We start from the raw sequence: 12,283 nt of genomic DNA, 5'->3' as shown, positions 1-12,283 counted from the left end.
CATCCCCCGCCCGCCCGCAAGCCTGCGCGGGAGGGGCGCCGGTCAGGTGTCCAGCCGGCTCCGCAGCGCCGCGGCGTGGCGCTCCAGTTCGGCGAACGGCGGGGTCTTGCGCGGCCAGATCAGGCCGGCGCCGTCTCCGGCGTGCCGCGGCACCACGTGCATGTGGAAGTGGAACACCGTCTGCTCCCCCTCCTTCCCGTTGGCCTGGAACAGCATCAGGCCGGGGCAGTCGAAGGCCCGGCGGGCGGCGGCGGCGATGCGGTGGGCCGTGGCCATCACCGCCTGCGCCTCGTCCGTGGGAATGGCGAAGATGTCGGTCCAGTGCCGCTTGGTGGCGACCAGCACATGGCCGGGGTTGACCTGGCCGATGTCCATGAACGCCACCGTCAGCTCGTCCTCATGCACCTTGGCCGCCGGCAGCGTGCCCCGGGCGATGCGGCAGAAGAGACAGTCGCCGGGGGGCGAGGGATCGACGAAGTTCGGCACGGCGTGTCCTCCTTGACCTTTGGTTTTGCCGATGACACTAGCCGGTCCCGCTGCCGTTGCAAACCACCTCCCCGGCCCGGCGGCTTGACACCCGGCCCCCCGATCCGCCACCGTGCGGCCCGCCGGTCCCATGCGGGGCCGGTCCATAGACGCTTGTTCTCAGGGCAGGGTGAAAATCCCGACCGGCGGTAATCTCCCCCCGGCTGGCTTGCGCGCCGGCTGTGGACGGAGGAAGCCCGCGAGCGCCCGCCATCCCTGAAACCGGGGGCGGCGGGGTCAGCAGATCCGGTGAAAAGCCGGGGCCGACAGTCACAGTCTGGATGGAAGAGGATGAGCGGGCCACACGTCCGTCACACCCCATGGCCGGGGTGCGGCGCCGTGGCGGCTTGCGCCGCCGGCCCCACGGGCCGGCGGGGATTCTTTTCGTGCGCCCTGATTCAGGCTCGCCCCAGACCGGAGTGAGAACCATGAATCAGATTGATCTGCTCGACCGCCCCACCGCCGCGTCTCCGCTGGCCCGCTTCGGCAGCCGCCGGGACCGGGTGGCCCGCGCCGTGGCGGCCTTGCGCGCCGGCAACGGCGTCATCGTCGTGGACGACGAGGACCGCGAGAACGAGGGCGACATCATCTATCCCGCCGACAGCATCACGGTGGAGCAGATGGCCCGGCTGATCCGGGACGGATCGGGCATCGTCTGCCTGATCCTGACGGCGGACCACGCCGGCCGGCTGGCCCTGCCGCCCATGGTGGCGGACAACAGCGCCCGCTTCGGCACCGCCTTCACCGTGTCCATCGAGGCCAAGCGCGGGGTCACCACCGGCGTGTCCGCCGCCGACCGCGTGACCACCGTGCGCGCCGCCATCGCCCCGGACGCGGTGCCGGAGGATCTGGCCCGCCCCGGCCACATGTTCCCCATCCGCGCCCACACCGGGGGCCTGCGCGCCCGCCGCGGCCACACGGAAGCCACCATCCACCTGATGGCGCTGGCGGACCGCCCGCGGGCCGGCGTGCTGTGCGAGATCACCAACCCCGACGGCACCATGGCCCGCCTGCCGGATCTGATCGCCTACGCCGAAACCCACGGGTTCCCGCTGGTGTCCATCGAGGATCTGTGCGCGGAGATGGAGGGGGACGACAGCCTGGCCCCCCAGTAAAAGCACGGCCCGGCCCTCGTCACAGAGGGCCGGGCTCCCGAAACGCGAAACCGCGGGCGCTCCTTGGGTCAGGCGGCCCGGATCTTCGACAGGAAGGCGGAGACCACGCCCCGCAGGCGTCCGGCCTCCTCGGCCAACTGCCCGGAAACGCCCAGCACCTCGCCGGCCGAATTGCCCGTTTCGGTGGCGGCCTTGCGCACGCCCGCGATGTTCGCGCTCACCTCTTTCGTTCCCGATGCCGCCTGCTGGACATTGCGGGCGATTTCCAGGGTTGCGGCGCTCTGCTCCTCGACCGCGGCGGCGATGTTCGTCGCGATTTCGTCGATCTGGACGATGATGCTCCCGACGCTCTTGATGCCCGTCGCCGTTTCGCCCGTCACCCGTTGCATGTCGCTGACCTGGCCGGCGATTTCCTCGGTCGCCTTGGCGGTCTGGTTGGCAAGGCTCTTGACCTCGCCGGCGACGACGGCAAAGCCCTTGCCCGCCTCTCCGGCACGGGCCGCTTCGATGGTGGCGTTGAGCGCCAGAAGGTTGGTCTGGGCCGCGATGTCCTGGATCAACTGGACCACCGCGCCGATCTTCACCGCCGCTTCGGTCAGGCCGAGCACCTGCCCGTTGGCCTGCTGGGCGGCGCTCACCGCTTCGCGGGCGATCTCCGCCGAGCGGTTGACGCGCTGGCCGATCTCCCGGATCGAGGCGGACAGCTCCTCTGTGGCGGAGGCGACGGTCTGGACATTGACGTTGGCCTGTTCCGATGCCGCGGCGACGATGCTGGCCTTCTCGCTGGTCTGGGCGGCGATGGCGGTCATCCCCTGGGCGGTGCCGTTCATGGTCCGCGCCGCGCCATCGACGCCATCGACCACATTCATCACCTGCGCTTCGAGATCGTCGGCCAATTGGAACATGGCCTTGCGCCGCTCGGCCTCGCCCTGCTGCTGGTCGGCGGCCCGCTGATGGATCATGCGCTGCAAATCAGCCACCATCTTGCGCAGGGCGCCGGCCAGAACACCGATTTCGTCTTCCTGCCGGATGTCCAGGGTCTGGTTGAAATCCCCCGCCGCAATCCCCTCGGCGAAACGGACGCTGGCGCGGATCGGCTGGGCAATGCACCCGGCCATCATCCCCATCGCCCCCACCGCCACCACGATGACGAACAGCCCGACCGCGATCTGCCACATGACGGTGGAACCGGCCCGGCCGTTGAGCACCACACCCAGGTTATAGGCATCGGCCAGCACGAGATCCTTGGGCACCTGGATCAGCACCGACCACGGCTTGCCGGTTCGGCCCATGGTGATCGGGGCGAAGGTCCGCAGGGTCTTTTCCTGCATATCGACCTGCGCCTGGCCGCTCTGCACCAAGGCCAGATCCTGTTGCCAGGATGCGTCGAAGGTCGAAATCGGCTGGCCGATCAGCTCCGGCTTCGCGCTGTGCGCGACGATCAGCCCCATGTTGCTGATGATGACGACTTCGTTGCGGCCGTCGAAAACGGCCTTGCTGACCTTGGCCGTGACCTGCTGCACGAAATCCAGGTTGAAGTCGGTGCCGGCCACGCCACGGAACTTTCCGTCCACGACGATGGGAACGGACAGGGTTGCCAGAAAGACCTGCTTGCCCTGAACGATGTAGGGCAAGGGGTCGAGAACGCTTTCCTTGCCCGTTTCCATCGGCCCGATGTACCAGCCGCCCTTGACGACGCCGTTGGGATGGCGGTCGCGGCTGTCGTATTCCACCAGCGGCTGCATGGCGATGCGGCCGTTCTGGTCACGGTTCCAATAGGGAATGAAACGCCCCGTGCCGTCCGTCCCGGTTTCGCGGCGGTTGCGGAATTCCGCGTCGCGGCCATCGAGCGCATCCGGCTCCCACGCCGTATAGGTACCGTTGAAAAGCTCGTTCTTTTGCAGAACATTGAACAACAGATTGTTGATCGCATCCCGCCGTCTTTCCGCGGGAATGTTGCCCTTGTCCTTCGGATCGGTCATGGACGCAAAGCTGTAGGCCATGGTCCGGGCCGTGTTGAGGGCCGTGTCGAACTCCGCACGGATCAGCCCGGCCTGGGTCGAGGCCAGATTCTGGAGGGACTCCTTGGTCTTTGCCTCCAGAATTTTCGAAACCTCGCCGTTGACATAATCATTTGTGTTTCTTGCGGAGAACACACCAAATCCCACAAGAACGACAACCGTCCCGACAAGGCAAATCCCTGCCAATCCGGCTATTTTTGTTTGAAGTGATTTTATCTTCATAGCTCACCAAAACACCAAGATAGACATCTCCATGCGTCATCCCATTCATTATCACACAATAATACAATGATATGCACATTAATTCTTAAAAATTAAATGCCGCCGCCTTGGAAATTTAAAGAGGAGACAGTAAAATTATTATTTTAATTCATCGGAAGAAAAATTTTCAGGGATTGAAGATTTATTTCAAAAACCCGCCTGCCCCCTCATGGCCGAAGAAACGGCAATAACTGTTCCCTGCTTATCTCTGCCTATGCGGGCAAAACCACCGATACTCTCTGCACAAGGACGCCTCATAAGGACACTGGGGGAGGCGCCGCCGGCTCTCCCCCTTCACCTTCACTCCTCCGTCAGCGACACCAGCGAGGTGTTGCCGCCCGCCGCGGTGGTGTTGACCGTCACCGTCCGTTCGGCGGCGAAGCGGTGGAGGTAGTGGGGGCCGCCGGCCTTCGGCCCCGTGCCCGACAGACCCTCGCCGCCGAAGGGCTGAACCCCCACCACCGCACCGATCATGTTGCGGTTGACGTAGATGTTGCCCACCGGCATCCGTGCGGCAATGGTGCGGGCGGTGCGGTCGATGCGGGTGTGGACGCCCAGCGTCAGGCCGTAGCCGGTGGCCTCGATGGCTTCCAGCACGCGGCCGAGATGGCCGTGGCTCCAGCGGATCACGTGCAGGACGGGGCCGAACACCTCCCGTTCCAGCCGGTCGATGCTGTCGATCTCGAAGGCATGGGGGGCGAGGAAGGTGCCGTGGGCACACGTCTCCGGCGGGGTGCCGCCGATCAGGGTCAACGCCTCCCGCTTCATGCGCTCCACATGGGCGGTCAGGCCGGACAGGGCGTCCGCGTCGATCACCGGGCCGATGTCGGTGGCGAGCAGGCCGGGGTCGCCCAGCCGCAGCTCCGCCGCCGCCCCCTTCAGCATCGTGATGATCTTCGGCGCGATGCCGTCCTGCACGAACAGCACCCGGAGCGCCGAACAGCGCTGGCCGGCGGAGCGGAAGGCGCTGGTCACCACATCGTCCACCACCTGTTCCGGCAGGGCGGAGTTGTCCACGATCATGGCGTTCTGCCCGCCGGTCTCGGCGATCAGCGGCACGATGGCCCCGCCGCGGTCCAGCAGGCCGCGGGCGATGGTGCGCGCGGTGCCGGTGGAGCCGGTGAAGGCCACCCCCGCCACCCGCCGGTCGGCCACCAGCGCCGCCCCCACCACCGCACCGTCGCCGGGCAGCAGGTGCAGGACGTCGCCGGGCACGCCGGATTCGAGCAGGATGCGCACCGCCCGCGCGGCGATCAGCGGCGTCTGTTCGGCGGGCTTGGCGATCACCGCGTTGCCGGCCACCAAGGCGGCGGCCACCTGCCCCATGAAGATGGCCAGCGGGAAGTTCCACGGGCTGATGCACACGAACACCCCGCGGCCCGACAGGCGCAGCTCGTTGCGCTCCCCCGTGGGGCCGGGAAGCACGCGGGGCACGAAGCCGTTGCGGGCCTGGGCGGCGTAGTAGCGGCAGAAGTCCACCGCCTCCCGCACTTCGGCCAGGGCATCGGGGATGGTCTTGCCGGCCTCGCGCACCAAAAGCGCCATCAGGGCCGCGCGCTGGGCCTCCATAGCATCGGCAGCACGGTCCAGGCAGGCGGCGCGCTCGGCCACGTCCCGCGCGCTCCAGATGCGGAAACCGACGGTGGCACGGTCCAGGGCGCGGGTGACGGTGCCGGCGTCGGCCTCCACCACCTGCCCCACCGTGCGGCGGTGGTCGGCGGGATCGGTCACCGGGCGGGCAGTGCCGGACAGGGCCTCGCCGCCGACGATGGGGGCGGCGTCCCACGGGCGGTCCCAGGCAGCGCTCATGTCGGCGGCCAACGTGTCGATCACCGCCGGGTCGCTCAGGTCCAGGCCCTCGCTGTTGCGCCGCTCGGCACCGTAGAGGCGCACCGGCAGGGGGATGCGCGGGTGCGGCTTGGCCGACAGCGAGGCCGTGCGGGCCACCGGGTCGGCGACGATCTCGGCAATGGGGAAATGTTCGTCCTGGATGCGGTTGACGAAGCTGGAATTGGCGCCGTTTTCCAGCAGACGGCGGACCAGATAGGCCAGCAGGTCTTCATGGGTGCCCACCGGGCCGTACACGCGCACCGGCATGTCGGGGCTGACGATCTGGTGATAGAGCGGCTCGCCCATGCCGTGCAGGCGCTGGAACTCATAGCCCACCCGGTCGCCCGCCATCTCCTGCACCGCAGCCACCGTATAGGCGTTGTGGGTGGCGAACATGGGATAGATCACGTCGCGCAGGCCCAGGAGACGCCGGGCGCAGGCAAGATACGAGACGTCGGTGGATGCCTTGCGCGTGAAGACGGGATAGCCGTCCAGCCCGCGTTCCTGGGCGCGCTTGACCTCCGCGTCCCAATAGGCGCCCTTGACCAGCCGGATCATCAGCCGCCGCCCGGCCCGGCGGGCCAGCCCCTCCAGCCAGCCGATCAGGGGGTAGGCCCGCTTCTGGTATGCCTGCACCACCAGCCCGAAGCCTTCCCAGCCGTCAAGGGCGGGGTTGAGGAACACCCGCTCGATCACGTCGAGCGACAGGTCCAGCCGGTCGGCCTCCTCGGCATCGACGGTCAGGTGGATGCCGGCGGTCTTGGCCTTCAGCGCCAGATCCAGCAGGCGCGGGGTCAGTTCGGCGATGACGCGCTCGCGGTTGCCCTCCTCGTAGCGGGGGTGCAGGGCCGACAGCTTCACCGACACGCCGGGGCCGTCGCGCAAGGCCCGCCCGTTCATGGCGGCACCGACGGCGGCGATGGCGCCGGAATAGATCTCCCAATAATGGTCGGCGTCGGCCATGGTGCGGGCGGCCTCGCCCAGCATGTCATAGGAATAGCGGTAGCCCAGCGCCTCCTTGTCCACCGCGCGGGCCAAAGCCTCCTGAATCGAGCGCCCGGTGACGAACTGGCGGCCCAGGATGCGCATGGCCTGCATCATCGCCTGCCGGATCACCGGCTCGCCCGCCCGCGACACCAGCCGGTCGAGGAAGCCGTGGGGCTGGCGCACGTCGGCGTCGTCCAGCCGCACCACCTTCCCCGTCAGCATCAAGGCCCAGGTGGAGGCGTTGACGAACAGATTGTCGGCCTTGCCCAGATGCGCGGTCCAGTCGGCGGTGCCGATCTTGTCGCGGATCAGGCTGTCGGCGGTTTCGGCATCGGGGATGCGCAGCAGCGCTTCGGCCAGGCACATCAGCGCCACCCCCTCCTTGGTGGACAGGCCGAATTCCGCCAGAAAGGCGTCGAGCATCCCGAACCGCGTGCGCGACGCCCGCACCCGCTCCACCATCCCCGCCGCGGCAGCGCCGATGCGCCGCCGCACCTCCGCCGGAAGGGAGGCGACGGGCAGCAGCTCCTCCACCGCCGCCCCCTCGTCGGCGCGGTACAGCGCGTTGACCGCGGCGCGGCCGTCACGGGCGTGGATGGGTTCGGCGGCGGGGGGGAGGATGGCGGGCATGGGGGGCATCCGGGGAAAGAGTGGAGCGAACGGCGTTCACTCTATCGGCGGATTTGCCGTATGTGGTACGGAAGTAAATCCATAAAACCAAACGCAGCCGCACGTTTCCGCCATTATCGCCGAAGAATCACCATGACCGGCCACGCCCCCGATTCCACCGACATCCGCATCCTGCGCGAACTGCAGAACGACGGGCGCCTGACCAATGTGGAACTGGCGCGCCGCATCAACCTCAGCCCCGCCGCCTGCCTGGAGCGGGTGAAGCGCCTGACGGCGGACGGGTTCATCACCGGCTATGCCGCCGTGCTCGATCCCAGCAGACTGGGGGCCGGGCTGCTGGTGTTCGTGGAGGTGGTTCTCGACCGCACGACCCCCGACGGGTTCGAGGATTTCAAGCGCGCGGTGCTGAAGATGCCGCAGGTGATGGAATGCCACATGGTGGCCGGCGGCTTCGATTATCTGGTCAAGGCGCGGGTGCGGGACATGGAGGCGTACCGGGATTTCCTCGGCACCTTCCTCACCGCCGCCCGCGGCGTGCGCGAGACGCACACCTATGTGGTGATGGAGGAGGTGAAGAACACCACCTCCATCCCGCTGAAGGGGACCGCCCCCGCCGGCTGAGCGGCGGGGGCGGAAAGCATCAGACGGCGGCCAGAACCTGGATTTCCACCAGATAGTCCGGGGCGGCCAGCTTGGCTTCCACGGTGGCGCGGGCCGGGGGGTTGGCCTGATCCACCCACGGCTCCCACGCGGCGTTCATGGCGCCGAAGGTGGCAATGTCGGCCAGATAGATGGTCGCCGACAGGATCTTGCTCTTGTCGGTGCCGGCTTCGGCCAGCAGGGCGTCGATCTGGGCCAGGATCTGGGCGGTCTGGGCGGTCACGTCGGCAACGGGGTTGTCCGCCACCTGACCGGCCAGATAGGCGGTGCCGTTGTAGACGACCATCTGGCTCATGCGCGGGCCGGTGTGGAAACGCTTGATCGACATGGGAAGAGGCTCCGGTTTCTTGAAAAGCCGATTGGGAAGCCCGCATACGGCCCTGCCCCGCGCCCGGCGTCAAGGGGGCTTTCGCCCCCCTGGGCCACCGCGGCCCTTACTTCAGGTTCATGCAGTTGGCGTAATAGGTCACGGTCGCCGGCCAGTCGGAGAAGACGCCGCTCACACCCACCTGCTGCGCCAGCACGTCCAGCAGTTCATAGATCACGCCGTCGTTGTTCACGACGCCGTTGATGGTCTTGTAATAGTAGCCGCCGCCCTTTTGCAGCGGGCCGGAGCGTTCCAGCGACCATGTGATGATCTTCAGCCCCGCCGCCTTGGCTTCCCTGGCGTAAACCGACGGCGCGATCCGGCCGTTCTCGACGGTGACCAGCAGCGGCATGGACGGGGCGATGATGTTGACGCCCATGTCCTTCAGCTCCTTCATGGACGGCTTGAAGGTGGCGGCGTCCATGGGGTTGAAGCCCTTGTCGGTCTCGTCACGCTCGTCCAGGAACACCGCCTGCCTGCCGAACGCCGGTTCCGCCTTGATCCAATAGAGGATGTCGGACAGGTTGAACGACTGGGGGAACACGTCCTCGGGCGGGATGCCGGCGGCCTTGTACTCGTCGATCATGGCCTGGGCGTAGTTTTCCTGGGTCCAGCCGTCATAGGGCATGGGCACCGCGGGCGTTTTCAGTTCCGGCGTGAACTTCAGCCCCTGGCCCTTCACAAGCTGGATGTATTCCGCGTGGGTCATGAGCGTGCCGCCCGCCGCGGCATAGAGGTCGGTGCGCCACGCCGGGGTGCCCTTCATATAGGCATCAACGGTGGTGGCCCTGGTGTTGGCCGCGTCCATCTTGCCGGTCAGGGTCTTGAACTCGGCCAGCGTGATGTCGCTGGTCCGGCATTCGGCGGACGCCGGCGTGTCGCCGCTGGCCGGGGTGAAGGGCTTGGTGCACTTCTTCGCAAGTTCGGTGCCGAGGATGTCGGTGGTGGTGTGCAGGTCGTTCTGGGCGTGGCGGCACACCAGCTTCCGGTCGGCGGTGAAGGCCACGTCGCATTCCTGCACGCCCACGCCCATGCGGGCGGCGGCGCGGTAGGATTGCAGCGTGTGTTCGGGGAACTGCAGTGGTGCTCCGCGGTGGGCGATGGAGAAGGTGGACGTCTCCATCGGCTTGTCGGCGCAGGCTTCCAGCCTGGCCTTCAGGTCGGGGTTGCGGAGTTGGTCGATGAGGAAGAAGGGCCGGACCCCGACCTCCACCGGGGCGGCGGCGGCGACACCCGCCGTCAGGGCAAGCGCCAACAGGGAAAGCGTCGGGGGCAGCGTGCGCATGGGGAACATCCTTATGCGATTGCGGGAAGGCGGCCCCTTGTCGCCCGCCGCCCCCGACACCGGTGTGTTGCTTTGATGAAGAAGCGGTGACGGAACCGCCGCCGCAACCGGCAACCCAGCCGTGACGGCAAGGGGGATGTTCCGCCGGCGGAAAATCTGGTTCAACACGATCCCCCCTTTTCTGCGACGGATGCCGGCATCATGGATCTTCTGCCCTCCCTGGATCTGCTGGCGATGCTGTTCGGCGTGGGGCTGGTGGCCGGGTTCGTCGATGCCATCGCCGGGGGCGGCGGGCTGCTGACGGTGCCGGCGCTGCTGTGGGCGGGGCTGTCGCCGGCCCAGGCGCTGGCCACCAACAAGCTGCAATCCTGCTTCGGTTCCTTCTCCGCCACCCTCAAATTCGTACGGGGGGGCGAGGTGGACCCGCGGACCATGGGGCGCATGATCGCCTGCACCTTCGTCGGGGCGGCGGCGGGGGCGACGCTGGTGCAGATGCTGGATCCCAGCTTCCTGCGCAACGTCATTCCGGTGCTGCTGGTGGGCATCGCGCTCTATCTGCTGGTCTCGCCCAAGGCCGGCGACATCGACGCCCACCGCCGGGTGTCGGAAAACGTCTTCGCCCTTCTGATCGGTGGCGGGGTGGGGTTCTACGACGGATTCTTCGGCCCCGGCACCGGCACGTTCTTCGCCATCGGCTTCGTCGCCCTGCTGGGCTTCAACCTGCGCCGCGCCACCGCCCACACCAAGATCCTGAACTTCACCAGCAACGTCGCAGCCCTGCTGTTCTTCCTGCTGGGCGGGCAGATCCAGTGGGCCATCGGCATCGCCATGGGGGCCGGGCAGTTTCTGGGCGCCCAGGCCGGTGCGCATCTGGTGATCCGCAACGGGGCGCGAATCGTCCGCCCCATGCTGGTGGTCGCATCCCTGGCCATCACCGCGAAAATCGTGATGACCGACGACGGCAACCCGCTGCGCCATCTGGTGATGACGGTGCTCGGCCTGCTGCCGTAACGGCACCCCGCCCGCTCCTGCGCTTTTTGCACCCGCGCTCACCGCAGGGCAGCCATCGGATTATTGCAGAAAAGCCACAGCGCCGCGCAAATGTGGCACGTCTATGACGTTAAGGATAAGTGCGGCAATCACTTTCCCTTTACGTCAACCTCTGTTCCTGGCACAAAGGGGGCAACAAAGCAAAATCTAGGGAGAAACGCATGACCAAGATGTTGCGCGGAGCCGGGCTGCTGTCCGCGGTTTCGCTGGCGGCGCTGATGTCCGCCACCGCCCCCCAGAACGCGGTCGCCGCCGGTTACGCGCTGAAGGAACAGAGCGCGTCGGGCCTCGGCACCTCCTTTGCCGGCGCCACCGCCAACGGGATGAACGATGCCTCCGGCATGTTCTTCAACCCCGCGGCCCTGGGCGTGCTCGAAGGCAACCAGGTGGTGCAGCAGTTCACCGGCGTCATGCCCTATGCCAAGATCGAGAACGCGCGCGGCAGCTACGCCACGGCGCTGGGCGGACGCAGCATCTCCGGCGATGCCAACCCCGGCGATGCCGGCCAGGACGCCATCGTCCCGTCGGGCTATGCCATGATGTCGATCAGCCCCGACCTGAAGGTGGGCATCGCCATCACCGTTCCGTGGGGTCTGGCGACCGATTACCCGTCCAACTGGATCGGGCGCTACCACGCGGTGGAATCGGAGCTGCGCACCATCAACGTGCAGCCCACCGTGTCCTACCGCATCAATCCCATGATCACGGTGGGCGGCGGTCTGCAGATGCAGTACGCCAAGGCCACGCTGTCGCAGATGACCGACGCCGCCACCCTGATCCGCCGCCGCACCGGTCTGGCGCTCACCCCCGGCTCGCTGGATGCCTACGCCCGTCTGAACGGCGACGACATCGGCTGGGGTGCGGTGGCCGGCGTGATGATCGAACCGGCCAAGGGCACCCGCATCGGCCTGTCCTACCGCTCCGCCGTCAAGCACGACATCGAGGGGGACATCCAGTTCTCCGGGCTGCCGGCCGCCTTCCGCACGGCCCTGCCCAGCTCCAACGCCTCGGCCAAGGTGGTCACCCCGGAAATCGCCAGCCTGGGCGCCTATCACGAATTCAACGACCGCTGGGCGGTGATGGCCGACGTGTCGTGGACCAACTGGTCGCGGTTCCGCGAACTGCGGGTGAATTTCGAAAACCCCAACCTCACCCCGTCGGTGACCGAGGAGAAATGGCGGGATGCCTGGTTCTTCGCGGTGGGCGCGTCGTACAAGCCCATGGACAACCTGACCCTGCGCGTGGGTGCGGCCTATGACCAGTCGCCCACGCCCGACGCCGACCGCACCCCCCGCATCCCGGACGAGGAGCGCTATTGGCTGTCGGCGGGCGCGTCGTTCAAGTTCAACGACCTGCTGACGGTGGATCTGTCCTATGCCCACCTGTTCGTGCCCGACGCCTCGCTCAATCAGGTGGACACGCTGACCGGCCCGAACGCCGCCCGCGGCAACCTGTCGGGCACCTACAAGAACCATGTGGATCTGGTGGGCGTCCAGGCGAAGCTGTCGTTCTGATCCCGCCCGGAAAACGCCGCAGCCCCGGTTTTGCCGGG

At 67.4% G+C, this 12,283-nt stretch carries 9 protein-coding genes and 1 riboswitch; of the genes, 4 read left to right on the top strand and 5 right to left on the bottom strand.

Going from position 1 to position 12,283, the window contains the following annotated elements:
* Positions 1–42: 42 nt before the first annotated feature.
* Complete coding sequence (locus tag M2352_RS16135) at positions 43–486, bottom strand: HIT family protein (protein ID WP_264665592.1); 444 nt, start codon at positions 484–486, stop codon at positions 43–45.
* 151 nt (positions 487–637) lie between these two features.
* A riboswitch (FMN riboswitch) is annotated at positions 638–822 on the top strand.
* A gap of 131 nt (positions 823–953) precedes the next feature.
* On the opposite strand from M2352_RS16135, the gene ribB reads away from it, so the two are divergent.
* The gene (ribB, locus tag M2352_RS16130) at positions 954–1,640 is read left to right on the top strand and encodes a 3,4-dihydroxy-2-butanone-4-phosphate synthase (protein ID WP_264665591.1); all 687 of its coding nucleotides are present in this window, start codon (positions 954–956) and stop codon (positions 1,638–1,640) included.
* Between the two features lie 68 nt (positions 1,641–1,708).
* On the opposite strand, the gene M2352_RS16125 is transcribed toward ribB, so the two are convergent.
* Both M2352_RS16125 and putA read right to left on the bottom strand, forming a co-directional pair.
* Positions 1,709–3,796 (bottom strand): methyl-accepting chemotaxis protein, encoded by a 2,088-nt coding sequence (locus M2352_RS16125; protein ID WP_319802048.1) that lies wholly within the window; start codon positions 3,794–3,796, stop codon positions 1,709–1,711.
* A gap of 426 nt (positions 3,797–4,222) precedes the next feature.
* Complete coding sequence (gene putA / locus M2352_RS16120) at positions 4,223–7,369, bottom strand: bifunctional proline dehydrogenase/L-glutamate gamma-semialdehyde dehydrogenase PutA (RefSeq protein WP_264665589.1); 3,147 nt, start codon at positions 7,367–7,369, stop codon at positions 4,223–4,225.
* A 132-nt stretch (positions 7,370–7,501) separates the two neighbouring features.
* On the opposite strand from putA, the gene M2352_RS16115 reads away from it, so the two are divergent.
* Positions 7,502–7,990, top strand: coding sequence for an Lrp/AsnC ligand binding domain-containing protein (locus M2352_RS16115; protein ID WP_264665588.1), 489 nt, complete (start codon positions 7,502–7,504; stop codon positions 7,988–7,990).
* Between the two features lie 19 nt (positions 7,991–8,009).
* Here the strand turns inward: M2352_RS16115 and M2352_RS16110 are convergent, their stop codons facing one another.
* Positions 8,010–8,357, bottom strand: a complete 348-nt coding sequence (locus M2352_RS16110) for a RidA family protein (protein ID WP_264665587.1) — start codon at positions 8,355–8,357, stop codon at positions 8,010–8,012.
* 106 nt (positions 8,358–8,463) lie between these two features.
* Positions 8,464–9,681 (bottom strand): glycerophosphodiester phosphodiesterase family protein, encoded by a 1,218-nt coding sequence (locus M2352_RS16105; protein WP_264665586.1) that lies wholly within the window; start codon positions 9,679–9,681, stop codon positions 8,464–8,466.
* A gap of 201 nt (positions 9,682–9,882) precedes the next feature.
* Between M2352_RS16105 and M2352_RS16100 the strand changes: the two genes are divergently transcribed.
* Positions 9,883–10,692 carry a TSUP family transporter gene (locus tag M2352_RS16100; RefSeq protein WP_264665585.1) on the top strand — a complete coding sequence of 270 codons (810 nt, stop codon included), beginning with the start codon at positions 9,883–9,885 and terminating at the stop codon, positions 10,690–10,692.
* Between the two features lie 200 nt (positions 10,693–10,892).
* The gene (locus M2352_RS16095; RefSeq protein ID WP_264665584.1) at positions 10,893–12,245 is read left to right on the top strand and encodes an OmpP1/FadL family transporter; all 1,353 of its coding nucleotides are present in this window, start codon (positions 10,893–10,895) and stop codon (positions 12,243–12,245) included.
* Positions 12,246–12,283 lie beyond the last annotated feature (38 nt).

It is taken from the genome of Azospirillum fermentarium (assembly GCF_025961205.1).
Lineage (GTDB): Bacteria > Pseudomonadota > Alphaproteobacteria > Azospirillales > Azospirillaceae > Azospirillum > Azospirillum fermentarium.
The sequence above is the reverse complement of the archived record's forward strand: the minus strand, read 5'-3'. Positions and strand labels throughout refer to the sequence as shown.